The sequence below is a fragment of the Rathayibacter sp. AY1B6 genome (assembly GCF_002932755.1).
Lineage (GTDB): Bacteria > Actinomycetota > Actinomycetes > Actinomycetales > Microbacteriaceae > Rathayibacter.
In genome coordinates, this window is the sequence record NZ_PSWL01000027.1 from 15746 (window position 1) to 40506 (window position 24761).

The following is a 24761-nucleotide window of genomic DNA, read 5'->3' on the forward strand; positions in this document are numbered from 1 at the left end:
CTCCGCTCACCTCACCGGCGGCGCGGTCGACATCGGCTACACGGACGCGGACAGCCGGCTCGCGCAGCACGGCACCGACTACGGGCTCTGCCAGATCTACGCGAACGAGATCTGGCACTTCGAGCTCGCCACCGAGCCGGGCGGCGACTGCCCGGAGCAGCTCCCCGACGCGAGCGCGACCTGAGCGGCTCTCCCGCGCTCCCGAGGATCCGATGCGTCGCGAAGGGTCGTCATCGGAGCCGCGTGGGAGCCGTTCGCGACGCATCGATCGCCCAGGCGGCCGGGCTCAGCGGCTGGTGAGCAGCTCGACGAACTCGTCGGCCATCGCGAGCTGGGCGCTCAGCGCCTCCCGGCGCTCTCGGGCCTGCGCGACGAAGCCCTCGAGCTGCGCGCGGACGTCGGCCGGCGCGTCGTCGCCCTCGGCCTCGAGGGTGTCGATCACGCGCAGCAGCGCGGCCATCTCCTCCAGCGAGAAGCCGAGCGGCTTCATGCGGCGGATGAGGATCAGGCGGTCGTAGTCGGTGGACGTGTAGAGGCGGAAGCCGCCCTCGGTGCGGCCGGACGCCTTCACGAGGCCGATCTCGTCGTAGTGCCGCAGGGTCCGGAGCGAGAGGCCGGTCCGCTCGGCGAGCTCGCCGATGTGCATGGTGCCGATCCTGCTCACCCCTTCAGATCTACCCTCACGTAAGGGTAGGGTTGCCCGTGCTGCTGACACGCCTCTGCAAGCTTGGCATCCCCGCCCGCTTCCGCCGACCCGTCGCCGCAGTCCTCCGCGCTCCTCGTCGAGCACCCCTCCCACTCCCTGGAGCCGCCGCGATGGCCCTCGCCTCGAAGACCCCTGCCCGCCCGCACGCTGAGCCCACGGTGATGACGGCCCTGCGCACCCCCCGCATCCTGACCCGCGAGGTCCTCGCCGGCCTCGTCGTCGCGCTCGCGCTCATCCCCGAGGCGATCTCGTTCTCGATCATCGCGGGCGTGGATCCGCGGGTCGGCCTCTTCTCGTCGTTCGTGATGGCCGTGTCGATCGCCTTCCTCGGCGGACGCCCCGCGATGATCACCGCGGCCACCGGCGCCGTCGCCCTGGTGATCGCCCCTGTCGCCCGCGACTACGGGATGGACTACTTCCTCGCGACGGTGATCCTCGCGGGCGTGTTCCAGATCGTGCTCGGGCTGCTCGGAGTGGCGAAGCTCATGCGCTTCATCCCCCGCAGCGTGATGGTCGGCTTCGTGAACGCGCTGGCGATCCTGATCTTCTCGGCGCAGATCCCCAACCTGATCGGCGTGCCCTGGCTGGTCTACCCGCTGGTCGCCGTCGGCATCGTGATCATGGTCGTGATGCCGCGCCTGACGAAGGCCGTTCCGGCTCCGCTCGTCGCCATCGTCCTGATCACCGCGGCGGTCGTCGCCACGGCCGTCGCCGTCCCGACCGTGGGCGACCAGGGCGAGCTGCCCCGCAGCCTCCCCGAGCTGTTCGTCCCGGACGTGCCGCTGACCTGGGACACCTTCACGACCATCGCGCCGTACGCCCTCGCGATGGCGCTCGTCGGCCTGCTGGAGTCGCTGATGACCGCGAAGCTCGTCGACGACATCACCGACACCCCCTCCCGCAAGACCCGCGAGTCGCTCGGGCAGGGCGCCGCGAACGTGCTCTCCGGCCTGTTCGGCGGCATGGGCGGCTGCGCGATGATCGGCCAGACGATGATCAACGTGAAGGCGTCCGGCGCCCGCACCCGCATCTCGACCTTCCTCGCCGGCGTGTTCCTGCTGATCCTCGTCGTCGCGCTCGGCGACCTCGTCGCGATCATCCCGATGGCCGCGCTGGTCGCGGTGATGGTGATGGTCTCGGTGGCGACGTTCGACTGGCACAGCATCCGCCCCTCGACCCTGAAGCGGATGCCCGTCGGCGAGACGGTGGTCATGATCGCCACGGTCGTCGTGGTCGTCCTCACGCACAACCTGGCGATCGGAGTCGCCGTCGGCGTCCTCGCCGCGATGGTCGTCTTCGCCCGCCGGGTCGCCCGCTTCGCCACCGTCGAGCGCACGCTCTCGGCCGACGGATCGACGGCCCGCTACACGGTCACCGGCGAGTTGTTCTTCGCCTCCAGCAACGACCTGACCACGCAGTTCTCCTACGCGGAGGACCCCGCGCACGTCGTGATCGACCTCTCCGGCTCCCACATCTGGGACGCCTCGACCGTCGCCGCGCTGGACGCCGTCACCACCAAGTACGAGCGCCACGGCATCCGCGCCGTGATCGAGGGCATGAACGACGCCTCCACCCGGATGCACGGCCGCCTCGCCGGGAACCTCGGCGCGGGGCACTGAGGGTCGGGGCTGCGGGACCGCACGCGCAGCCCCTCAGAGCGGCGCGAGCACCAGCGACCAGAGCCAGCGCCCGCCGACGACCCGGTGCACGACCACGAACAGGGCGGTGATCGCGAGTCCGACCGGCAGCAGCACGGCGCCGGCCGCGAGGCGGTCGGCGGGCACGGCGAGCAGCAGGCCGAGCGGCACCGACGCGCAGGCTGCGACCAGCGCCGCGACGAGAGCGGCGCGGCGGTCCCGGGTCGGCTGCGGCACGACGCCGATCCGGCGCCGGACCAGCCAGTGGGCGAGGGCCCACGCGGCCGTGGTCCCGAGGGCGGTGCCGCCCGCGATCGCCGGCACGACGAGTTCGGCAGGCAGGAGGAGCCCGCCGACGAGCGCCCCCACCGCGACGCCGACGGCCGAGACGACCTGGGTCGCCAGCGAGTCGCGGGCCCGACCCAGCGCGAACATCGCCCGGTTGAGGACGTAGGTCTGGCTGAAGCCGACCAGGCTCAGGGCGAGCAGCTGCAGGACTCCGCCGATCACCGGTGTGCCGAAGACGAGCTGCGTGAGCAGTGGCGCCGCCGCGACGAACAGGAGCGTCGCGAGCAGAGTGACGGCGAGCACCGCGTCCTCGGTCCGTCGGAGGTTCACCGCCGCGGCCGCCCGATCGCCGCGGTGCAGGTCCCGGCTGAGCGGCGTGAACATCGCCGTGGCGACGGAGACGACCAGGATGCCGTGCGGCAGCAGGAGCAGCAGCTGCGCGCTCGAGAAGGAGTTGAGGCTCGGCCCGTCGACGCCGGCGCGGTTCATGGCCTGGCCGGCCGCCGTCGCCGCGTTCGAGACGACGATGTACGACACCTCTGCGACGAGGGCGCCGAGGAACACCCAGACCGCGTCCCGCGACACTCCGCCGAGCCCTGCGACGCCGAAGCGCGGCCGCAGGCGGACGCCGACGGACCGCGAGAACGCGACCGCGATCACCCCCTGCACCACGATCGCCGCAGTGGCAGTGCCGCACAGGAGCGCCACCATCTCCGGCGTCCACTCGTCGGCGGGTGTCGACGCCGCCTCGGGGTGGATCAGGAGGAACACCGCGATCCCGAGCACCGAGATCACGTTCGCGCAGGCGGGCGCCCACGCGCCCGGCCCGTACTTCTCGGCGGAGTTGAGCAGCTGCGAGAAGACGGCGAAGACGATGTAGAAGAAGATCTGCGGCAGGCACCAGTAGGCCATCTGAGTCGCCAGCAGAGCCCAGTCGGCCGACCAGCCCCCGGCGTAGAGCCCGACGATCAGCGGCGCCGCGAGCGTGCAGGCGGCCGTGAGGAGCGCCGCTCCGCCGAGGCACACGGTGAGCAGCCGCTCGAGGGTCCGCACGCCCTCCGGTCCGTCGGCCCGCGCCCGGACCATCTGCGGCACGAGCACCGCGCCGAGCACCCCGCCCGCGATGAGCCCGTACAGGTAGGTGGGCGCGGAGTTCGCGACCTCGAACACCTGCCCGCCGACCGACGCGCTCGTGCCCCCGACCGCCACGATCAGGAGCGCCAGCCGGACGAACCCGAGGATCCGCGAGACGAACGACGCGACCACCATCCCCCCGGTCGCGCTGCGCATCCGGGCAGCATAGGCGGTGCGACCCGGGTCGCCACCGACCGCGGCGCCCGCCGGGGTCGATGCGTCACGAACGGTCGTCACGGGCGCCGGATGGGGACCGTTCGTGACGCATCGATCCCGAGGGGGCGGGGTGGGAGGGCGAGCGGGCGGCGCTAGACGCGCACGGGCGCGACGGAGGCGCGGCGGATCAGCCGCGTCTCGAGCTCCATGCGGGTCGCCGAGGCGCCGGAGGCGAGCGGGGTCGCGGACCGGTGCGCCTGGTGCAGCATCCGGAAGGCGATGGCGCCCATCTCGCCGATGGGCTGCTGGATCGTGGTCATCGGCGGAGTCGCCCAGGCCGACTCCTCGACGTCGTCGAAGCCGACGACGCTGAGGTCGCGCGGGATGCGCAGGTCGGCGTCGTCGGCGGCCTCGTAGACGCCGAGCGCCATCACGTCGGAGCAGGCGAAGAAGGCGGTCGGCGCGTCCGGCTCGGCGAGCATCAGCCCGGCGGCCTCGCGGGCCAGCTCGCGGTCCCAGTCGCAGTAGGCGACGCGCGGGTCGGCGGCTCCGGCGGCCCGGAGCGCGGAGGTGAAGCCGTCGATCCGGGCGCTGCTGTAGAGCTGGGTGCGGGTGCCGCCGAGGACGCCGAAGCGGGTGTGGCCCTCGGCGAGGAGGTGCTCGGCGGCCATACGGCCCCCGTCCCAGTTGGTCGCGCCGACGCTCGCGACGTCGGCCGGGGGCCGCGTGCTGGGGTCGACGACGACCACGGGCAGCTCGGCGGTGGTCAGCAGGTGCAGCTGCGCGGCCGAGACGTTGACCAGCACCACGATGGCGCCGAGCGAGGGGCGGCGGAGGAGGCGGCTGATCCAGGCGCCGTCGTCGCGGGCGCGGGTGAGCACCAGGTCGACTCCGGCGGCGGAGGCCTCGGCCTCGATCCCCTCGAGGACCGGGCCGATCCAGGTGCCGCCGATGTGGCCGACGACGACGTCGACGATCTGAGCGGAGTGCGGGTCCTCGACCGGCGGGCGCAGGCGCGGACGGCGGCGGTAGCCGAGCGCGTGCGCCGCCTCCATCACGCGCAGACGGGTCGCCTCCGAGACGTCGGTGCCGCCGTTGAGCACCTTCGAGACGGTGGGGACGCTCGTCCCGGCACGCTCGGCGATCAGCGCCATGGTCGGGCGGGTGGTCGCTCCGGAGACGTCGTCGTGGTCGGGCATGTGCTCACCGTAGCGGATACCGACTTTCGCAACTAGACCGGCGCGCGAACGGCTTGCTACCGCCGGGAAACGCGGTGCATGATGGTCGAACGCCGGGGCTCCCGCACTGAAGTTGCGCAAGTCCTGTTCGATGACGAACCGCGGAGCGATCCGCCAGCACGTGAGGACGACGATGACCGACCACTCCCCGACCACTCCCGGCAAGACGGCCCTCGTCGTCCGAGGGGGCTGGGACGGCCACCAACCGGTCGAGGCGACCGAGCTGTTCCTGCCGTTCCTCCGAGACAACGGCTACGACGTGCGCGTCGAGGAGTCGACCGCCGTGTACGCCGACGAGGCGTACCTCCGGACGGTCGACCTGATCGTGCAGTCGAACACGATGACCTCCATCCAGTGGGAGGAGTTCCTGGGCCTGCGCGCGGCGGTCGAGCGCGGCACCGGCCTCGCCGGCTGGCACGGCGGGATCGCCGACTCCTACCGCGACAACTCCGACTACCTGCAGCTGATCGGCGGCCAGTTCGCCTCGCACCCCGGCAAGCACCCGGACGAGCGCACCGGCGAGCAGTCGGACAACTACGTGCCGCACACGATCGAGATGACGGCCCTCGCCGCCGAGCACCCGATCACGCAGGGCGTCTCGGACTTCGAGCTGGTCACCGAGCAGTACTGGGTGCTGCACGACGACTACAACGACGTGCTCGCCACGACCACGCAGGCCGTCCGCCCGTGGGACCCGTGGAAGCGCCCCATCACCTCCCCCGCGATCTGGACCCGCCTCTGGGGCGAGGGCCGCATCTTCGTCTCCACGCCGGGCCACCGCGTCGAGATCCTCCAGGACGAGAACGTCCGCACGATCATCGAGAGGGGAATGCTGTGGGCGTCCCGCTGAGAGTCGGCATCATCGGCGTCGGGAAGATCAGCGAGCAGTACCTCGCGAACCTCCCGACCTTCCCCGGCCTCCGCCTCGTCGCGGTCGCCGACCTGAACCAGGAGCGGGCGCAGCAGGTCGCCGACGAGCAGGGCGTCCGCGCCCTCACCGTCGACGCGCTGATCGACGACCCGGAGATCGACGCGGTGCTGAACCTCACGATCCCGGCGGCGCACGTCGAGATCGGCACCCGCGCCCTGAAGGCGGGCAAGCACGTCTTCGCCGAGAAGCCGCTCGGGCTGAACCCGGCCGAGGCCGCGCCGATGCTCGACCTCGCGGACGAGCTGGGCCTGCGCTTCGCCAGCGCCCCGGACACGGTGCTCGGGACCGGCGTGCAGACCGCGCGCCTCACTCTCGACTCCGGAGCGATCGGCACGCCGATCGCCGCGCAGGTGCACTGGGCCGCGCCCGGCCACGAGCGCTGGCACCCGGCGCCCGAGTTCTACTACCAGCCCGGCGGCGGCCCGCTGCTGGACATGGGCCCGTACTACCTGACGGCGCTCGTGCACTTCTTCGGGCCGGTCGTCCGCGTCACGGGCCTGGCCACCCGCTCCGACCGCCCGCGCACGATCGAGACCGGACCGAAGGCGGGCACGCCGATCGAGGTGACGATCGACACGCACATCACCGCGCTGCTCGAGCACGCGAGCGGAGTCGCCACGACCGTCACCGTGAGCTTCGAGGTCTGGCGCAGCCGGGCCCCGAAGTTCGAGGTCTACGGCACCGAGGGCACCATCTCGGTCCCGGACCCGAACATGTTCTCGGACCCGGTCGAGGTCGCCGTCCGCGACGAGGACTGGCGGGTCGTCCCCGACTCCGCCGGCGTGATCGACACCGGCCGCGGAGTGGGACTCGCCGACCTCGCGGAGGCGATCGCGGAGGACCGCCCGCACCGCGCCTCCGGCCGCGTGGCCCTGCACGTGCTCGAGATCATGGACGCCGTGCTCCGCTCCAACGAGGAGAAGGCGGTCGTGACGATCGAGAGCACCGCCGAGAAGCCCGACGTGATGCCGCTGCGCACGGCCGGATCGATCGGCGGATGAGGCGGTGGAGGCGGGGGATCGCCGCCACCGCGTCGCTCCCCGTTCGGGGGTGACCGCGGCGCGCGACGCCGTAGACTCGGCGGATCGACGGTCCTCAGCCGTCGTCGCACGCGGAGGGGGATCGGCCGTGGCAGTCGGCTTCCGACGGAGCGGTGAGCTCCGCGCTCTTGCACGCCCCCGGCTCCGGGCGGTCGGCGACCCGCTCTCCCTGGAGGACCACCGCTCCCGGCTGTCCGGCTGGCTCAGCATGCCCGGCGGGCCGGGGCTCGTGCGCCCCTCCGCCCTCGCTCCGGCGTGGGAGGCGCCCCTGCTCCGGCTCGTGCGCGCCGGAGCACCGGCGGAGGACCTGCACGAGGCGACCACCGGCTCCCCCGAGGGCTCGCGCCTCGCGGCCGTCGTCGAGCTCGTCCGCGACGCCCTGCACTCCTCCGACGACGACCGCGCTCTGCGGCTCACCGGCTGGCTGGTGCGCATCCGATACGACCCGTCGGTCGACTCCTTCCTCCGCCGCTACGGGATCGCGCTGACCGTCCGCCTGCCGCTGAGCGGCGGCCTCGACGTGGAGGTGCCGCTCGACGCCCCGGCGCTGCGCCTGCTCTATGCCGAGCTGGCGGCATTCACGGATCCGGCCGCGGCGGTCGTGGCGGTCGAGACCCTGGAGCCGTCGACCCTCGCGGCGTCGACGCTCTCCTCGCTCTACGCCGCCCGCCGCCGCTGGCGGGACGTGGCCGACTTCTCGGCCCCCGTCGACAACGTCGACGCCGCCTCCGCCGCCGTCCTCATCCGCCGCGGCGCCGCTCTGCGCGAGCTCGGCCTGATCGAGGGCGCCCTCGAGGCGTTCGACCGGGTGGTGCGCCCGACCGTCACCAGCGCGCGGCCCGTGGAGCTGCGGGCGGAGGCACTCCTCGAGCGCGCGAGCACGCTCCTCTCGGACGGGCGGACGGCCCCGGCCCGGCGCGATCTGGAGCGCGTGCTCCTCCGCTACCCGGACAGCGCCGCGGCGCACGAGCTGCTGGCGGTCACCGGCCGCTGACGCGACGGAGGGGCGCACCCTCTGCAGGATGCGCCCCTCCGCGAGTGCGTCGGCTCAGCCCTCGGCCTTCGAGGGCTTGCCCTCGGCGGGCAGGACCTCGTGCGGCGTGTCGCGCTCGTCCTCGCCCTCGGCCTGCGAGGGCTTGTCGGACTGGTCGTCCGGGTCCTCGACGGGGCTCGGGGTCTGGTCGCTCATCGGGGTCTGGTCGCTCATCGGAGTCCCTCCGGCTCGTCGGACGTGGCGGACGGCTCGGGGTGCGCCTCGAACTCCATCCAGGCGCGGTCCAGATCGGCCTGCGCCGACTCGGGCTCGCTGGCGAAGTAGCCGTCGTAGATCGCGCGGCCGCCGTGCTCGGGCAGGTCGTCGCGACCGCCGAAGGCCTGCGCGAAGCGGCCGACCTCGTCGTCCCTCTTCTGCTGATCCCGCAACCAGGCGGGGAAGGTCTGCGTCATGGTGACACCTCTCTCTCCTGCCCTCCAGCCAATCCCCCGCCGCGGATCCGGGCAAGCCCTTCCGCCGGGCGCCCCGAGGGGCCAGGCTCCGCCCTGGTGGAGTGACGCTCCGCCCTCTAGAGGACATGTCCGCTACAGGGCGCCCCCGCCCCCGCCGCAGAGGAGGGCCGAGCCCTAGCGTGAGCCCGTGACCCCCGCTTCCCCGCGCCCCGCCCGCACCGCCGCGGGCCTGCGCCGCACTCTGCTCGCTCTGACCGCGACCGTCGCGCTGCTCGCCGGCACCGCGGCTCCCCTCGCCTCCGCCGAGCCGGACCCGGTGCCGGTCGGGAACGACCACCTCGCGAACGGCGTCGCCGCCTGGGGGCGGTACCTCAACGGGGAGTGGGACGTGCCGGCGGGCATGTCCGACCTCACAGCCGTCGCGAGCAGCTACAGCCACACCCTCGCGCTCCACACCGACGGGACCGTCGTCGCCTGGGGCGCGGACCTCGAGGGCGAGCGGGACGTGCCGGCCGGGCTCCGCGAGGTGACCGCGATCTCGACCGGCTACCTCCACAGCATCGCCCTCACGATGGACGGAACGGTCGTCGCCTGGGGTGACGACCGCCAGGGCCAGACCGACGTCCCGGCCGGACTCGACGACGTGACCGCCGTCGCCGCGGGCAACTACCACACCCTCGCTCTGCGGGGCGACGGGACCGTGGCGGCCTGGGGCTCGGATCAGTTCGGAGCGACCGACGTGCCGGCGGGTCTCTCCGGAGTGGTCGCGATCGCCGCGGGCGGCTGGAACAGCCTCGCGCTGCGCGCCGACGGGACGGTCGTGGCCTGGGGCGGCGACGACAGGGGCGCGTACACGGCCCCGGCGGGGCTGGGCGACGTCACCGCCATCGCGGTCAGCTACTCCCACAGCCTCGCGCTGAAGCGGGACGGCACCGTCGTCACCTGGGGCGACCCCGACGACTCGGGCCTGCCGCGGGTCCCCGCCGACCTCCGCGGCATCACCGCGATCGCCGCCGGCATCGGCTTCAGCGTCCTGCTGACGTCCGACGGCACCGTCGTCTCCCTGCACCCCGAGGGCGACACCGAGCTGGACGTCCCGGCCGGGATCACCGGCGCCACCGGCATCGCGGTCGGCTTCAACCACGCCTTCGCGATCGGCCCGCTGCCGACCCTCACCGCAGACACGGCCGAGACGCTCGTCAAGACCGGGACCCGCTACTCCGCGACCTTCACGGCGTCCGGCCCGGCCGCGACCTTCGAGGTCTCCTCCGGCTTCCTTCCCGCGGGGCTGACCCTCTCGCCGGAGGGCGTCGTCTCGGGCCGGCCGACCACCGCCGGCGACTCCACCTTCACGGTGAGCGCGCGGAACGCGTACGGCACCACGGCCGGCACGCCGCACACGGTCACCGTGGTCCCCGCCAACACCCCACCCGTCGTGACGGTCGCGTACGTCACCGACGGCGCCTCCTACGAGAAGGGCTCGGAGCCGAGAGCCGCCTGCGCGATCACGGATGCGGAGAGCGGGACCTTCAGCGAGGAGGCCGTCGTCACCGGCACCCTCGTGAACGGCCTCGGCACCCGCACGGCGACCTGCACCTGGACCGACGGCGGCGGACTGAGCACGACCGCCACCGCGAGCTACCGGATCGTCGACACCGGCGTCCCCACCATCGCCGCGACGACCACGCCGACGGCTCCCGACGCCGCGGGCTGGTTCCGCTCCCCCGTCTCCGTCGGCTTCTCCTGCGCCGACGGCAGCGGCTCCGGGATCCGCAGCTGCACCCCCGCGCGGATCCTGCGCGAGGGCCCCGGCCAGAGCGTCACCGGCACCGCCGTCGACAACGCGGGCAACCGCGCCACGACGACCCGCAGCGGCATCGACGTCGACACCACGAAGCCGCAGCTCGCGTTCACGTCGAAGCCCGAGGGGTCCTACCCCTCCGGCACCGCGTTCCCGGTGGCGCGCTGCCTCGCGGACGACGCGCTCTCCGGCCTCGTCGGCGACTGCGTGATCACGGGTGGCGGCCGCTCCGTCGGAGCGCACGTGTACCGGGCGACCGCGACCGACCGGGCGGGCAACGTCTCGACCCTCACCGCGTCGTACACCGTGACCCCGTGGACGATCGGAGGGCTCAGCACTTCGGTGAAGAGCGTGGCCGCCGGCGCCGCGACCGGCATGACGTTCCAGGTGACGTCCACGTCGTCCGCGGGAACGTTCCGCCACTCCGCCCTCGCCGATGTGCGCAGCGTCACGCAGAAGCAGACCTCCTGCACCGCGGGTGCCGTCCTCACCGGAGCGCCGACGACCACGCTGACCGGACGCCTCCGCTACGACACCGCGACGAACCGCTACGTGAAGGCGTGGACGGTGCCCGCGAAGCCGGGCACCTGCTGGACTCTGACGGTCACGACGGCGGACGGCAGCACGGGGAGCGCCCGGTACTCGGTGAAGTAGCGGCGGTCGACGTCCGACGCGCTCCGGTCAGGCTCCCGCCTCGGCGTACCGCTCCGCGAGCACGCGGAACGCGGCGGCCAGCTCGGGCGGCTCGGCCTCGGCCATCGGAGCGTCGAACCGGCCGAACGACGCGGCGAGCGCCTCCCACGACCAGGCGCCGAGGGCGAGTCGGCAGCCCGCATCGCCGAGGTCCTCCACCTCGCCGTCGCCGGCGTAGGGCAGGACCTCGGCGGCGGGCGCGTCCAGCACCACCGAGCCGCGGCACGGCCAGCCGTCCCCGGGCGCTCCGCCGCGGAACCGCGCCTCCAGGAACCCGGCGGGGTTCCCGCCCGGCAGCGCCCGGCGGCGGAAGCGGGCTCCGCGGGGCGAGCGCGGCTCGAGCCGGTCCACCCGGAACACCCGCCAGTCGTCGCGGTCGAGGTCGAAGCCGATGAGGTACCAGCGGCCCTGGCGTGCGACCAGGTGGTGCGGCTCGACGCGGCGCACCGCCTCCGCGTACTCGAAGCGGAGCACCTCGCAGGCCCGGACGGCCGCCGCGACCGCGACCAGCCGCTCCGGAGGGACCGCGGGAGCCGGCGCGGCCGCGACCGTGAAGCGCAGCGCATCCGCTCGGGGCCGGAGCCGGGCGGGCAGGACCTGCCGCACCGTCGCCAGCGCACGGGCCGACGCCTCCTCGAGCCCCGCGACCGGGGCGCGCAGGGCGGCGGTGAGGGCGAGCACCTGCTCGTCGTCGAAGAGCAGCGGCGGGAGCTCGGCGCCGGCCTCGAGCCGGTAGCCGCCGTCGGGGCCCTTCGCCGCGTCGATCCGGTAGCCCATCGTGCGGAGCCGGTCGACGTCGCGGCGCACCGTCCGCGGCGCGATCCCCAGACGCTCGGCGAGCACTCCGCCCGGCCAGTCGCGGCGGGTCTGCAGGAGGGAGAGGAGCAGGAGGAGCCGCTCGGTCGTCGTGGGCACGTCCCGAGGGTAGTCCGAGAAGAGGACCGGAGCCGTCCTCTTCTCCTGGGAGCGTCGGGGCACCGGGTGATCGACCCGGCACGACTGCGAGGAGCGCACCATGAGCATCACCACCACGACCCACCTCAACTTCCGCGGACAGGCCCGTGAGGCGCTGGAGTTCTACGCCTCGGTCACGGGTGGCCGGCTCGACGCGATGACCTACGCGGACGCGGACGCCGTCACCGCGCCCGAGGAGGCCGACCAGCTGATGTGGGGCCAGGTCGTCTCCGAGGCCGGCTTCCGCGTCATGGCCTACGACGTCCCCGCGCACACCGCCTACGACCCGGGCACGATCCCGGTGTTCGTGTCGCTGCGAGGCTCCGACGCCGACGAGCTGCACCGCCTCTGGGACGCGCTCTCGGAGGGGGCGGTGGTCGTCGCGCCCCTGGCCCCGGCGGCCTGGTCGCCCCTCTACGGGATGCTGCGCGACCGCTTCGGAGTGACGTTCGTCGTCGACCTCGAGGTCGCCTGGGGCTGAGGCCCGCGGGCTCGGCGGCCGGGCGCGTCCCTCTGCGGACGCGTCCGCCGCCGACTCGGTACGCTCAGCACCTGATCCGGTCGGAGGGACGCTGCATGCTGGAGACGATCTCCGAGGCGCTCTCGCTGATCACCCTTCCTCTCGGAGTGCTGTTCCTGCTCGCCGCGTTCGTCGCGGCGCTGATCGACGGACGCTGGCTGACGACGACCGCCTACCTCGAGGAGGGTCCGCCCCTCGCACTGCACTGGGTGACCCGGGCGGGCGAGGTCCGCTCGCGTCCGCTCTCCGCCGGGGACCCGCTGACGCCGGCGCGGTCGGACCAGCGCGAGGTGTACTACCGCGAGGAGGATCCGGAGCGCATCCGCCTGCACCGGTGGAGCGACGCGGTGCGGGCGCTGCGCCTGACCGGCCTGGTCCTGCTCGGGGCGGGCGTCGTCCTCGGGATCCTGTCGACGGCGCTGGCGATCCTCGCCTAGGCGGCGCTCCGTGCGCCAGGATCGGACCCGTGGATGCGGAACGGGTTCTCGGTGACGGTCGGGCCGACGGTGTGTGGTGCCGGCTCGGTGAGCCGCTGACGGTCGCGCAGATCGCGCGCAGCGGACCCGCCTGGCTGTGCCTGGACGCGCAGCACGGCGCGTTCGACGACGCCGCGGTCCTCGCCGCCCTGCGCGCGCTCGACGCCGTGAGCGGGAGGCCGCCCGTCGGCGTCCGGGTCGCCGGGCTCTCCGACGCCCTGATCGGCCGGGCGCTCGACGCCGGCGCGGACATCGTCGTCGTCCCGATGATCGAGACGGTCGACGAAGCGCTCGCGGCCGTCCGCGCTGCGCACTACCCGCCGCTCGGGCGCCGCAGCTGGGGGCCGATGACCGATCTCTGGGGCGCCGCGCCGCCGTCGGCCGCCGAGGCGCGCACCGCTCTCTGGGTCATGATCGAGACGCAGGCCGGCCTCGACGCCGTCGAGCGGATCCTCGCGGTGCCGGGCGTGAGCGGAGTCCTCGTCGGCCCGTTCGACCTCGCGATCGGCCTCGGACGGGACCTGTCCGACCTGCTCGCCGCCGACGGACCCGACGACCCGCTGCCGAGGATCGCCGCGGCGGCCCGGCGCGCGGGGAAGGGCGCCGGGGCCTACGCCGGCGACCGCGAGCGCGCCCGACTGCTGCGGGCGCTCGGCTTCCCGAGGGTCGCGGTCGCGACGGATCAGTCGCTGATCGCGCTCGGCACCGCGGCGGCGCTCGACACGGACGCCGGGTGATGAACTCGAGGCAGGGTATCGAGCCCGACGCGGGTCACCGGCGGGCGGTCCCGTCCGGGGGCCGCACGGGCTCCGGCGGCTCGGGGACGAATCGGAGGCCGTCGGCGGAGTTCGCGAGGTCGGTGAGCGCTGCGATCCAGGCGGGGTTGATGCGGGGCATGCGGCCGCCGGCGTAGGTGTAGCGGAGTGTGTGCGAGGGGTGCAGCCAGATCGCGCTGCGGCCGTCGCTCATCCCGCTCTCGTCGCGCCAGCTGACCAGGCACGACTCCCCCCGGCGCAGCTTCGCGGTGAGGACGATCTGCTGGTGGGCGAGCACCCGGTCCTCGACGTCGATCACGACCGATCCGTCGTAGTGCAGCTTCCCCATCGGCGTCTCCCGGCCTCGTCCTCGGAAGACGGGCGCGCCTCCGGCCCACCATCCTCGGGTGTCGTCCAGTGACCAGTTCGGGGCGGCGACAACCGGCGGATCTGCTGGTATTCGAGGAACTGCCGGTATCTGCGGGGCCGGGCTCAGGCCGGCGGGTTCGCCGCCATGAAGTCGCGCATCGGCAGCAGGTTCTGAAGGGGCGCGGAGTACCCGAAGCGGGGCAGGTCGAAGACCACTCCTGCGACTCCGGAGGATCCCATCGCCGCGATCCACTCGAGCGCGGCGGGCATCGGCACCTTCAGCACCCGCGACGCGTCCTCGTCGGAGAGGCCGGCGTGCAGCGCCCCGGCGCGGGCGCGCTCCCCCGTGGTGAAGGCGAAGACCATCGGCCCCGACTCCAGGCCGCCGACGAAGGGGGTGGGCGCGTCGTCCGGCCCCCGCGCGATGAAGCACCACATCGGCAGGGCGTAGACGCTGCGCCAGAGCGCGTCCATCGCGGCGAAGCTCTCGGGGTCGGCGCGCAGGGCCTCCGCCCGGGCGTCGATCTCCTCGGTCTGGTCCATGGGGCTCCCCTCGGCGCCGGCGATCGGCGCGGACCTCCACGCTAACGAGGTTCCCGCTGGGCCGCACCCGCGATCGATTCGTCAGCGGCGGCCCGTCCCGGGGGCGCGCACGGGGCGCGGGCGACGGATCGAGGCGGCGGCGGATCGCGTCCGGGCGCTGATCCGCTCGGCCACTGGCCCCGTCCAGGCGGTTAGGTTAGGTTAACCTTCGCAACCCCACCACCCCCTTCGAAGGATCGCCGTGCCCGCCACTCGCACCCCCCTCCGCCTGACCGCCGTCGCCTCGCTCGGCCTCGCCGCGCTGCTGCTCACCGCCTGCTCGGGAGGAGCCGACGCCGGCTCCGAGGGCACGTCCGAGAGCAGCGCCGCCTCGAGCGGCGAGGGCTTCCCCGTCACCGTCGACCACGCCTTCGGCAGCACCACCGTCGAGTCGGCCGACCGCGTCGTCGCGACGAGCTGGACCAATCAGGACGTGGCGCTCGCGCTGGGCGTGACCCCGGTCGGCTTCACCCGCGCCTCCTACGGCGACGAGGACGGCGACGGCCTGCTGGCGTGGACGAAGGAGGCGCTCGACGCCTCCGGTGCCGCGACGCCGACCCTGTTCGACGAGACCGACGGCGTGCCCTTCGAGGCGATCTCGGACCTCAGCCCGACCGTGATCCTCTCCGCGTACTCCGGCATCACGCAGCAGGACTACGACACCCTCAGCCAGATCGCCCCCACCGTCGCCTACCCGGGACTGCCCTGGGGCACCACCTGGCAGGACTCCGCGAAGCTCGACGGCGCCGCGCTGGGCCTCGAGGACGAGGCCGTCGCGAAGGTCGGCGAGGTCGAGAGCGAGATCACGCAGACCACCGCGTCGTACCCGCAGCTCGCGGGCACCACCTTCATGTACGGCTGGTACGACCCGACCGACGCGAGCACCTTCACCTACTACACGCCGAACGACGCGCGCGTGAAGTTCGTCGAGGACCTCGGGCTCGACGTCGCCCCCAGCATCACCGAGCTCTCCGGCGACTCGGAGGCGTTCAGCGGCACCATCAGCTCCGAGAACGCCGACCAGCTCGACGCCGACGTGCTCGTCGTCTACGGCGACGACACGACTCTCGCCGCGTTGCAGGCCGACCCGCTGCTCTCGAAGATCCCGGCCGTCGAGCGCGGCTCCGTCTACGTGCTCGAGGACGGCTCCTCCGCCGCCATGGCCACCTCGTCGCCGAACCTGCTCAGCATCCCGTGGGTGCTCGACGAGTACACCGCCGGCCTCGCCGAGGCCGCCGACAAGGTGTCGTGACCCGCACCTCATCCACCCGGACGAGGGCGACCGTTCTGGCGGTCGCCCTCGTCGCGCTCGCCGTCGCGTCGGTCCTCTCGCTCGTGTACGGCTCACGCGAGATCCCGCTCGGCGAGGTCTGGCCGGCGCTGACCGCGCCCGACCCGGCCTCCATCGTCGACGCGGCCGTGCAGGGGCGGGTGCCGCGGACGGTCCTCGCGATCCTGGTCGGCGCCGCGCTCGGGCTCGCCGGAGCCGTGATGCAGGGCCTGACCCGCAACCCGCTCGCCGATCCGGGCATCCTCGGCCTCAACTCCGGCGCCTCGCTCGCGGTCGTGCTCGGGATCGCCGGGGTCGGCGCGACGAGCCTGCCGCAGTTCATCTGGCTCGCGTTCCTCGGCGCCGCGGCCGCCGGGGCGTTCGTCTACGCCGTCGCCTCGCTCGGCCGCGAGGGCGCCACTCCGCTCAAGCTCGCCCTCGCCGGAGCCGCGACGGCCGCGGCGCTCACCTCCCTCCTCAGCGCCGTCCTGCTCACGCAGGAGACCACGCTGAACCGCTTCCGCTTCTGGCAGGTCGGCGGAGTCGGCGGCGCCGAGACCGCGAGCATCCTGCAGGTCCTCCCGTTCCTCGCGGTCGGCGCGGTGCTGGCCCTCTCCAGCGCGCGGGGGCTCGACGCGCTGGCGCTCGGCGACGACCTGGCGACCGGCCTCGGCCGGCGCGTGGGGCGCATCCGCCTGGTCGCGGGGCTCGCGGCCGTGCTGCTCTGCGGCGCCGCGACCGCGATCGCCGGACCGATCGGCTTCATCGGACTGGTCGTCCCGCACCTCGCCCGCCGAGTCACCGGCCCCGCGCACGCCTGGCTGCTGCCCTCCTCCGCTCTGCTCGGCGCCCTGCTGCTGCTCGTCGCCGACGTGGTCGGCCGCGTGGTCGCCCGGCCGAGCGACGTCGAGGTGGGCATCGTGACCGCGCTGATCGGCGCCCCGGTGCTCATCGCGATCGTGCGCCGCTCGAAGGTGCGGGCGCTGTGAGGACCGCGGAGGCGCCCGTCGCGGCCGGCATCGCGGCCGGCCGCGCGCTCCGCCGTCGCCGCACGGTCCTCGGCTGCGCGGTCCTCGCGGTGCTCGCGCTGGCGCTCGTCATCGTCTCGCTCACGGTCGGCAGCACGGTCTACTCGGTGCCGGAGGTCGTCCGCGTGATCCTCGGCGAGACCGTCCCGGGCGCCTCCTTCACCGTGGGCACGCTGCGGCTGCCGCGCACGATCACCGCCGTCCTGGTGGGCGTGGGCTTCGGGATGGGCGGCGTGATCTTCCAGACGATGCTGCGCAACGCCCTCGCCAGCCCCGACATCATCGGCATCACCTCGGGGGCGAGCGCGGCGGCCGTCGTCGCGATCGCGTTCTTCGGCCTCTCGGGAGGCGCGGTCTCGGTGATCGCGGTCGCGGCCGGGCTCGCGACGGCCCTGATCATCGCCGGTCTGGCCGAAGGCGGCGGAGTGATCGGGGCGCGACTGATCCTCATCGGCATCGGCGTCGCGGCGATGTTCCAGAGCGTGATCGCCTACGTGCAGACCCGCGCCGACTTCGAGGACGTCCAGGAGTCGCTGCGCTGGCTGACCGGCAGCCTCAACTCGGCCGCCTGGCCCTCCGTCCCGCCGCTCGCCCTGACGATGCTCGTGCTGGTGCCGCTGGCGCTGCTGCTGTCGGGCCGGCTCGGAGTGCTCCAGCTCGGCGACGAGACGGCGACCGCGCTCGGGCTCGACGTGCGGCGCAGCCGGCTGGCCCTGCTCGCGGTCGGAGTCGGCCTCGTGGCCGTCGCGACCGCCGCCACCGGCCCGATCGCGTTCGTCGCCTTCGTCTCGGGGCCGATCGCGCGGCGGATCCTGCCGAGCGCACGCACGCTGCTGATCCCCTCCGCCCTGGTCGGCGCGGTCGTCGTGCTCGCCGCCGACCTGCTCGCCCAGTACGTCGTCGGCGCGCTGTTCTCGGGCGCGCGCTTCCCGGTCGGCGTCGTCACCGGCGCCCTCGGCGCCCCTTTCCTGCTCTGGCTCCTCGCCCGCCGCAACCGCTCCGGAGGCTCCCTGTGACCGACGCCCCGCCCACCCTCGTCGCCGACGCGGTCACTCTCGCCTACGACGAGCGCGTCGTGGTCGACGGGCTCTCGCTCGCCGTGCCGCCCGGAGAGATCACGGTGATCGTCGGCGCGAACGCCTGCGGCAAGTCGACGCTCCTGCGCGCCATGGCGCGGCTGATCACCCCGCGCTCCGGGAGCGTCCTGCTCGACGGGCGCGCGATCCACCGGCTCCCGACGCGCGAGGTCGCGCAGCAGGTGGGGCTGCTGCCGCAGACCCCGATCGCTCCGGAGGGGATCGCCGTCTCGGACCTGGTCGCCCGCGGCCGCTACCCGCACCGGGGCCTGTTCGGCCGCGGCTCCGGATCGGACGACGACGCGATCGTCGAGGAGGCGCTGCGCGACACCGGCACGCTCGAGCTCGCCGACCGCCCCGTGGACGAGCTCTCGGGCGGGCAGCGCCAGCGGGTGTGGATCGCGATGGCCCTCGCCCAGCGGACCGACGTGCTCCTCCTGGACGAGCCGACGACCTACCTCGACGTGTCGCACCAGGTCGAGGTGCTCGACCTGCTCACCGACCTCAACCGCTCGCGCGGGACGACGATCGTGATCGTGCTGCACGACCTCAATCTGGCCGCGCGCTACGCCGACCACCTCGTCGCCGTGCGCGACGGCGCCCTGTACGCCTCGGGCACGCCCGCCGAGGTGGTGACGCCGGAGACGGTGCGCGCGGTGTTCGGGATGGAGTCGCGCGTGATCGAGGACCCGGTCTCGCGGACTCCGCTGGTGCTGCCGATCGGGCGCCACCACTCGGGCTGAGCCCGGCCGGTCGCGGCTGATCCCGAGCGGTCAGGGCTGAGCCCGGCCGGTCAGGCCGGCGCCGCGGCCAGGGAGGCGCCGTCGACGAGCGTGCAGCGGAGGAGCTGCTGCTCCCGCCGCGCGGGGTCGCCCTCGATGAGGATCTGCACCGCGCGGCGCCCCATGTCGCGCCGGGGCAGCTCGAAGCCGGCCTGCCAGCCGGTGCGGTCGGCCGATCCCGAGAGCGACACCAGCGACAGGTCGACCGGCACCGCCACCCCCTCGGCCTCGGCGGCCGCCTGCAGGAGGACGAACTGCTCCTCCTGCTCGGCGAGCACGACCGTGACGCCCTCGGCGGCGATCCGGCGGATCCACTCCCGCGGCGACGCCTCCGGCCCCGGGACGAGGTGGAGGAAGCCGTCGCCGAGCTCGGCCCGCGCGCCGGCCATGCGGTCGGTGTACGACTCGACGCCCTCGCCGTGACCGGCGTAGGCGAAGCGGGTGTGGCCGAGGGCGCGCGCGCAGGAGATCAGCTCGCGGACGATCGACGCGTAGTCGGCGGCCACGTAGGGCACGGGTCCGCCGGCGTCGTCGCGGCGGCCGATGCTGACGAAGGAGAAGCCGCTGGCGTTGAGGAACTCGAGCTCCTCGCGGGGCATGTGCTGCCCGAGGAGGATGCAGGAGTCGGCCAGGCGCAGCCGGGTGGTGCCGCCGCTGAGGCCGCCGCGGCGGCCGCCGACGCGGCCGCTGGTCAGCAGGAGGAGGTCGATGTCGCGGTTCTGCGCCTCCTCCTCGATGCCGGCGAGGAACGGGTGGAAGAAGTCCTCGCGGTCGAGCGGGAACAGGCTCTCGTAGGTGTAGACGCCGATCATGCCGGTGCCGACCTGCTTGAGGCGGCGCGCGATGGGGTCGGCGACGTACCCCGTCTCCTGGATCGCCTTGAGGATCCGCGCCCGCGTCGCCTCCGGGACCCGGGCGAGCTGCTCGCCCTTGTCGTTGAGCACGAACGACACCGTCGTCTGGCTGACTCCCGCGAGACGCGCGATGTCCTTCTGCGTGATCCGCGGCACCCGGACACCCCCGCTTCATCCTGGTAATAGGTATTACGTCTTGACCTCAGGCTACCGATGACGAAGGATCGCCGTACGCCCATCCGGGGCGAGAGAGGGCGGAACGTCGACGATGATGAATCCCGCAGACCCAGACAACCAGACCACGGCCTCCCCGAGGCCCGATCGGCAGCACAAGCCCGGTCACCAGCCCGAGCACGATCAGCCGCGCAGGCCCGACAACTCCCGCCGCCTCTTCCTCGCCGGGGGCGCCGCCGCCCTCGCCGGCGCGGCAGGGGCCGTCGGCGCCGCCACTCCGGCCGCCGCAGCTCCTCCGGCCGACGCCCCCGGGCAGAAGAAGCGCCTGAGCGTCACCGAGGGGCCGATCTCGCCGCTCGACAAGGAGTTCCGCTGGGACGACCGCGCCGGCGCCGACAACACCCGTGCTGTGCAGTCGGCCATCGACAAGGCCATGACCGCTCCGGGCGGCGAGGTGTCGCTGCCCGCCGGCGAGATCCGGGTGACCGGCCTCGCGGTCGACTACCGCGGCTACCCGGTGCAGCCCGAGAACGGGCCGCCCTACGGCTACGCCGGGCCGAAGATCGTCGGTGCCGGCATGCGCCAGACGAGGATCGTCCAGATCGAGGGCTCGACCCGCGACATCTTCACCGTCTCCGGCCAGACCGGCGACGCGGCCGGTCCCGCCAACAACAACAAGGCCACCGGCGTCGTCCTCGCCGACTTCGAGATGACGGGCACGCCCTCCGGCGGCCACGGCATGTCGCTGCGCTCGCTGGTCAACTGCGAGTTCCGCAACCTGTGGATCCAGAAGACCGGCAAGTCGGGCGTCTTCCGCGAGCGCGCCACCTTCGTCTCGGGCGTCGACGACGAGTACTCCTACGCCAACTCCTGGAACAAGATCAAGATCGTCGCCCCCGCGCGCTGGGGCGTGGAGGACTCGGGCAAGGCCTCCATCGGCGGCTCGATGACCAACGTCGAGGCGATCAGCCCCGGCCTCGGCGGCTTCCTCCTCGCGCCGACGAACATGACGCTGCTCGACTGCCAGGCCATCGGCGGCACGGTCGGCCTCCGGTCGATCCGCAACGAGAACCGGCGCTCGGTCAACTCCGGCCTGACCCTGATCAACTTCCGCTCGGAGGGCTCCCGCGACGGCTGGGAGGTGCTGATCGAGGCGGGCACGAGCCACATGATCGTGAACCCGAACTTCTTCCCGACCTCGGGCGCGAACTGCCTCGGCGTCGGCCTGACGAACGGCGGAGCGGACTTCGAGGTGCGCAATCTCACCGTCCTCGGCGGCTTCTACGGGCTCAGCCTCGGCCGCTTCCCGCAGCAGAAGGCCATCGTGCTGGGCAGCGACTCCTCGCAGACGCGCCTCGTGAACCCGTTCATCGAGCGCGGCGCCGCGGGAGTGGACGAGGGCTCGCTGATCGTCGACGACGGGCGCCTGACCTCGTTCGAGCTCGGCCGCGGCCGGGTGGAGCGCGCGGCCGGCTACACCACGGTCGCCCGCGCCCCCGAGACCATCCCGACCCCTCCGGCCGGACAGGTCAACGAGGGCTGGGAGCGCTCCGGCGACACCTGGCGGAAGGTGGCCGTCTTCCCCGACGGGCACCGCGTCGTCATCGCCTCCTGACCCCGAGGCGGCGGCGCCCTCCGCGCCGCCGCCTCCCCCCACCGCACACGGAACGAGCACCAGAACGCATGCATGACGACAGCACCCGCATCGAAGCCCGCATCGCCCGCTTCCGCGCCGAGAGCCTCCGGCCGGCGGTCCACCGGGCGGTCGAGCCGCTCGGGATCGAGTCGTGGACCGCTCCGGGCGAGCCGGTCCCCTTCGACCAGGCGCGGGGCGCGTCCTACGCGCCCGCCCGCATCGGGGAGCCGTGGGGCGCCCCGTGGGGCACCGTCTGGTTCCACGTGCGCGGCGAGATCCCCGCCTCGTGGGTCGGCGTCGAGGGCTGCGAGCCCGAGCTCGTCGTCGACCTCGGCTACACCGGTGCCCAGTCCGGCTTCGAGGCGGAGGGGCTCGTCTTCACCGCGACCGGCACGGTCGTGAAGGCGGTCGAGCCGTTCAACCAGTCGGTCCCGCTCGACCGGCTGCCCGGCCGCGAGGCGGGCGACCGCACGGTCGAGCTCTACATCGAGGCCGCCGCCAACCCGAACATCACCGGAGACTGGTCCTTCACCCCCACGGCGCTCGGCGGCCGCCCCGCCGACGGCGCCCTGCCGTCCGACCCGCTCTACCGCCTCCGCCGCCTCGAGCTCGGTCTGCTCGACCGGGAGGTCTGGGAGCTGGAGCAGGACATGGCCGTGCTCGTCGGGCTGATCGGGCAGCTGTCCGAGTCCTCCCAGCGCCGCGCCGAGATCGTGCGCGCCCTCGACCGCGCCGTCGACGTCCTCGATCCGGACGACGTCTCCGGCACCGCCGCCGCCGGCCGGGAGGCGCTGCGGACGGTCCTCGAGCGCCCCGCCTCGGCCAGCGCGCACCACCTGCACGCCGTCGGCCACGCCCACATCGACTCCGCCTGGCTCTGGCCCGCCCGTGAGACCGCCCGCAAGGTGGCCCGCACGTTCTCGAACGTCTGCGACCTGATCGAGCGCGAGGAGGGCTTCGTCTTCGCCGCCTCCTCCGCGCAGCAGTACGCGTGGCTGAAGCGCGACCACCCGGAGCTGTTCGAGCGCGTCCGCGGCCACGTGCTCGCGGGCCGCTTCGTACCGGTCGGCGGGATGTGGGTCGAGTCGGACACGAACATGCCCGGCGGCGAGGCGCTCGTGCGCCAGCTGCTCGAGGGCAAGCGCTTCTTCCTCGACGAGTTCGGGATCGACACGGAGGAGGTCTGGCTCCCGGACTCCTTCGGCTACTCCGCCGCGCTGCCGCAGATCATCGCCGGGGCGGGCGGGCGCTGGTTCCTCACGCAGAAGATCTCCTGGAACGAGACCAACACGATGCCCCACCACACCTTCTGGTGGGAGGGCATCGACGGCACCCGCGTGTTCACGCACTTCCCGCCCGTCGACCTCTACAACTCCGACCTCTCCGGCGAGGACCTCGCCCGCGCCGAGCGCCAGTACGCCGAGAAGGGCAGCGGCACCATGTCGCTCGTGCCCTTCGGCTACGGCGACGGCGGAGGAGGCCCCAACCGCGAGATGATCGCGGCCGCCCGCCGCACGCGCAGCCTCGAGGGCTCGCCGACCGTCGAGCTCTCCACGCCCCGCCGCTTCTTCGAGGAGGCGCAGGCCGAGTACCCGGACGCGCCCACCTGGTCGGGCGAGCTCTACCTCGAGTTCCACCGCGGCACCTACACGTCGCAGGCGCGCACCAAGCAGGGCAACCGGCGCAGCGAGCACCTGCTCCGCGAGATCGAGCTGTGGGCGACCACGGCCCTCGTCCGCGCCGGTGTGCCGTACCCGGCCGACGAGTTGCGCGAGATGTGGCGGACGGTCCTCCTGCAGCAGTTCCACGACATCCTGCCCGGCACCTCCATCGCCTGGGTGCACCGCGAGGCGGAGGAGAACTACGCCCGCATCGCGCAGCGGATCGAGGAGATGATCGCCGAGGCCGTCCGGGCTGTCGCCGGCGAGGGCTCCGCGGAGCTGCTGGTGAACTCCTCCCCCTTCGCCGTCGGGGGCGCGCCCGCGCTCGGTGCGGCCGCGGCCGACCCGGCCGAGGAGCACTCGGCTCCGACGCTCCGCTCCGACGGCGACGCCCACGTCCTCGACAACGGGCTCGTCCGCGTGCGGATCGGCGCCTCCGGGCTCCTCGAGTCGGTCGTGGACCTGGCGAGCGGCCGGGAGGTCGTGCCCGCCGGCGCCGCCGCGGGGCTCCTCCAGCTCCACCGCGACACCCCGAACAAGTGGGACGCCTGGGACCTCGACGACAACTACCGCCGCACGGTGGAGGACCTCGTCGGCGTCGACTCGGTCCGCGCCGACACCGTGGCCGACCCGCTCGGCCGCGAGGTCCCGGCGGTCGTGATCACCCGCTCGTTCGGCGGCTCCACGGTCGTGCAGACGGTCTCGCTGCAGATCGGCCGGGCCGCCGTCGACCTCGACCTCGACATCGACTGGCACGAGCGCCGGAAGCTGCTCAAGCTCGCCTTCCCGCTCGACCTGCTCTCGGATCGGGCGACGTCCGAGATCCAGTTCGGCCACGTGCACCGCCCGACCCACGTGAACACGACGTGGGACGCCGCCCGCTTCGAGACCGTCGCGCACCGCTGGGTGCACGTCGGCGAGCCGGGCTTCGGCGTCGCGGTCGTCAACGACTCCACCTACGGGCACGACATCACCCGCGACCGCGCCGCGGCCGGCACCCCGACGACCACGGTCCGGCTCTCGCTCCTGCGCGCGCCGCTGTTCCCCGACCCGGACGCCGACCAGGGCCGCCACCGCCTCGCCGTCTCGCTCGTGGTCGGCGCAGAGCTGCCCGACGCCGTCGAGGCCGGATACGCGCTGAACACCCCGGTCCGCAGGCTCACCGGCGCCTCGCCCGTCGCTCCCCTGGTGTCGATCGACGACCCCTCGGTGATCGTCGAGGCCGTGAAGGCGGCGGACGACGGGAGCGGTGATGTGATCGTGCGGCTCTACGAGTCGCTCGGCCGCCGCGCCACGGCGACTCTCCGCGCCGCCTTCGCCGTCCGGGCGGTCACCCGCACCGACCTGATGGAGCGCCCGACCGAGCAGGTCCGCATCGAGAGCTCCGTCGAGGCGGAGTCGGCCGGCGTGCGGCTCGAGCTGCGCCCGTTCGAGATCGCGACGGTGCGCCTGGCGCGCTGAGCGCGGGAGACGCAGGGGCGGGAGCAGGCCGGGCGGCTTGCTCCTGCCCCTGCGTCATGTGGTCTGCTCGATGCACACCGTCCCGATCGGAGA

General features: G+C 73.6%; 23 protein-coding genes. 14 read left to right on the forward strand and 9 right to left on the reverse strand.

What is annotated here, in order from left to right:
- Positions 1 to 286: 286 nt before the first annotated feature.
- Complete coding sequence (locus C5D08_RS13740) at positions 287 to 646, reverse strand: MerR family DNA-binding transcriptional regulator (RefSeq protein ID WP_104277513.1); 360 nt, start codon at positions 644 to 646, stop codon at positions 287 to 289.
- 170 nt (positions 647 to 816) lie between these two features.
- Here C5D08_RS13740 and C5D08_RS13745 point away from each other — a divergent pair, with 170 nt between their 5' ends.
- The gene (locus tag C5D08_RS13745) at positions 817 to 2325 is read left to right on the forward strand and encodes a SulP family inorganic anion transporter (RefSeq protein WP_104277514.1); all 1509 of its coding nucleotides are present in this window, start codon (positions 817 to 819) and stop codon (positions 2323 to 2325) included.
- A gap of 33 nt (positions 2326 to 2358) precedes the next feature.
- Here the strand turns inward: C5D08_RS13745 and murJ are convergent, their stop codons facing one another.
- Together murJ and C5D08_RS13755 are read right to left on the reverse strand one after the other, a co-directional pair.
- Positions 2359 to 3921, reverse strand: coding sequence for a murein biosynthesis integral membrane protein MurJ (gene murJ, locus C5D08_RS13750; RefSeq protein WP_104234036.1), 1563 nt, complete (start codon positions 3919 to 3921; stop codon positions 2359 to 2361).
- 152 nt (positions 3922 to 4073) lie between these two features.
- The gene (locus tag C5D08_RS13755) at positions 4074 to 5120 is read right to left on the reverse strand and encodes a LacI family DNA-binding transcriptional regulator (RefSeq protein ID WP_104277515.1); all 1047 of its coding nucleotides are present in this window, start codon (positions 5118 to 5120) and stop codon (positions 4074 to 4076) included.
- Between the two features lie 172 nt (positions 5121 to 5292).
- Here C5D08_RS13755 and C5D08_RS13760 point away from each other — a divergent pair, with 172 nt between their 5' ends.
- The 3 genes from C5D08_RS13760 to C5D08_RS13770 all read left to right on the forward strand — a co-directional run bounded on the left by C5D08_RS13760 (position 5293) and on the right by C5D08_RS13770 (position 8124).
- Positions 5293 to 6009 carry a ThuA domain-containing protein gene (locus C5D08_RS13760; RefSeq protein WP_104277537.1) on the forward strand — a complete coding sequence of 239 codons (717 nt, stop codon included), beginning with the start codon at positions 5293 to 5295 and terminating at the stop codon, positions 6007 to 6009.
- Positions 5994 to 7091: a Gfo/Idh/MocA family protein gene (locus tag C5D08_RS13765; RefSeq protein ID WP_104277516.1), complete on the forward strand. Its 1098-nt coding sequence runs from the start codon at positions 5994 to 5996 to the stop codon at positions 7089 to 7091. The genes C5D08_RS13760 and C5D08_RS13765 overlap by 16 nt, the downstream gene beginning before the upstream one ends.
- 127 nt (positions 7092 to 7218) lie before the next feature.
- Entirely contained in the window at positions 7219 to 8124 is a 906-nt protein-coding gene (locus C5D08_RS13770) for a tol-pal system YbgF family protein (protein ID WP_104277517.1), read from the forward strand.
- A gap of 54 nt (positions 8125 to 8178) precedes the next feature.
- Here the strand turns inward: C5D08_RS13770 and C5D08_RS17075 are convergent, their stop codons facing one another.
- Positions 8179 to 8337 (reverse strand): hypothetical protein, encoded by a 159-nt coding sequence (locus C5D08_RS17075; RefSeq protein WP_181110337.1) that lies wholly within the window; start codon positions 8335 to 8337, stop codon positions 8179 to 8181.
- The gene (locus tag C5D08_RS13775; RefSeq protein WP_104227148.1) at positions 8334 to 8576 is read right to left on the reverse strand and encodes a hypothetical protein; all 243 of its coding nucleotides are present in this window, start codon (positions 8574 to 8576) and stop codon (positions 8334 to 8336) included. The genes C5D08_RS17075 and C5D08_RS13775 overlap by 4 nt, the downstream gene beginning before the upstream one ends.
- A gap of 187 nt (positions 8577 to 8763) precedes the next feature.
- Between C5D08_RS13775 and C5D08_RS13780 the strand changes: the two genes are divergently transcribed.
- Positions 8764 to 11031, forward strand: a complete 2268-nt coding sequence (locus C5D08_RS13780) for a putative Ig domain-containing protein (protein ID WP_104277518.1) — start codon at positions 8764 to 8766, stop codon at positions 11029 to 11031.
- 27 nt (positions 11032 to 11058) lie between these two features.
- Here C5D08_RS13780 and C5D08_RS13785 read toward each other — a convergent pair whose 3' ends face one another.
- Positions 11059 to 11985 carry a YafY family protein gene (locus tag C5D08_RS13785; protein WP_258067412.1) on the reverse strand — a complete coding sequence of 309 codons (927 nt, stop codon included), beginning with the start codon at positions 11983 to 11985 and terminating at the stop codon, positions 11059 to 11061.
- 100 nt (positions 11986 to 12085) lie between these two features.
- On the opposite strand from C5D08_RS13785, the gene C5D08_RS13790 reads away from it, so the two are divergent.
- The 3 genes from C5D08_RS13790 (at position 12086) to C5D08_RS17085 (ending at position 13757) form a co-directional block, all read left to right on the forward strand.
- Entirely contained in the window at positions 12086 to 12505 is a 420-nt protein-coding gene (locus tag C5D08_RS13790) for a VOC family protein (protein WP_104277520.1), read from the forward strand.
- A gap of 95 nt (positions 12506 to 12600) precedes the next feature.
- On the forward strand, positions 12601 to 12981 hold the full coding sequence (locus tag C5D08_RS17080; RefSeq protein WP_181110271.1) for a hypothetical protein: 381 nt from the start codon (positions 12601 to 12603) through the stop codon (positions 12979 to 12981).
- Positions 12982 to 13010: 29 nt separating this feature from the next.
- Entirely contained in the window at positions 13011 to 13757 is a 747-nt protein-coding gene (locus tag C5D08_RS17085; RefSeq protein WP_181110273.1) for an HpcH/HpaI aldolase/citrate lyase family protein, read from the forward strand.
- Between the two features lie 34 nt (positions 13758 to 13791).
- Here the strand turns inward: C5D08_RS17085 and C5D08_RS13800 are convergent, their stop codons facing one another.
- Complete coding sequence (locus C5D08_RS13800) at positions 13792 to 14124, reverse strand: ATP-dependent DNA ligase (RefSeq protein WP_104277522.1); 333 nt, start codon at positions 14122 to 14124, stop codon at positions 13792 to 13794.
- A gap of 143 nt (positions 14125 to 14267) precedes the next feature.
- Entirely contained in the window at positions 14268 to 14687 is a 420-nt protein-coding gene (locus C5D08_RS13805) for a hypothetical protein (RefSeq protein WP_104277523.1), read from the reverse strand.
- A gap of 241 nt (positions 14688 to 14928) precedes the next feature.
- Between C5D08_RS13805 and C5D08_RS13810 the strand changes: the two genes are divergently transcribed.
- Genes C5D08_RS13810 through C5D08_RS13825 form a run of 4 tightly spaced genes read left to right on the forward strand, consistent with a single transcriptional unit; the run spans position 14929 to position 18843 of the window.
- Entirely contained in the window at positions 14929 to 15978 is a 1050-nt protein-coding gene (locus C5D08_RS13810) for an iron-siderophore ABC transporter substrate-binding protein (RefSeq protein ID WP_181110276.1), read from the forward strand.
- On the forward strand, positions 15975 to 16985 hold the full coding sequence (locus C5D08_RS13815; RefSeq protein WP_104277524.1) for an iron ABC transporter permease: 1011 nt from the start codon (positions 15975 to 15977) through the stop codon (positions 16983 to 16985). Before C5D08_RS13810 ends, C5D08_RS13815 begins: the two co-directional genes overlap by 4 nt.
- Complete coding sequence (locus C5D08_RS13820; RefSeq protein ID WP_104277525.1) at positions 16982 to 18040, forward strand: iron chelate uptake ABC transporter family permease subunit; 1059 nt, start codon at positions 16982 to 16984, stop codon at positions 18038 to 18040. The genes C5D08_RS13815 and C5D08_RS13820 overlap by 4 nt, the downstream gene beginning before the upstream one ends.
- Positions 18037 to 18843, forward strand: coding sequence for an ABC transporter ATP-binding protein (locus C5D08_RS13825; RefSeq protein WP_104277526.1), 807 nt, complete (start codon positions 18037 to 18039; stop codon positions 18841 to 18843). Before C5D08_RS13820 ends, C5D08_RS13825 begins: the two co-directional genes overlap by 4 nt.
- Positions 18844 to 18893: 50 nt before the next feature.
- Here C5D08_RS13825 and C5D08_RS13830 read toward each other — a convergent pair whose 3' ends face one another.
- Positions 18894 to 19892 (reverse strand): LacI family DNA-binding transcriptional regulator, encoded by a 999-nt coding sequence (locus C5D08_RS13830; RefSeq protein ID WP_104277527.1) that lies wholly within the window; start codon positions 19890 to 19892, stop codon positions 18894 to 18896.
- 112 nt (positions 19893 to 20004) lie between these two features.
- On the opposite strand from C5D08_RS13830, the gene C5D08_RS13835 reads away from it, so the two are divergent.
- Together C5D08_RS13835 and C5D08_RS13840 are read left to right on the forward strand one after the other, a co-directional pair.
- Positions 20005 to 21525: a hypothetical protein gene (locus C5D08_RS13835; RefSeq protein WP_104277528.1), complete on the forward strand. Its 1521-nt coding sequence runs from the start codon at positions 20005 to 20007 to the stop codon at positions 21523 to 21525.
- Positions 21526 to 21593: 68 nt separating this feature from the next.
- A complete protein-coding gene (locus tag C5D08_RS13840; protein ID WP_104277529.1) occupies positions 21594 to 24668 on the forward strand; it encodes a glycoside hydrolase family 38 C-terminal domain-containing protein in 3075 nt (1024 codons plus the stop codon).
- Positions 24669 to 24761: the final 93 nt, after the last annotated feature.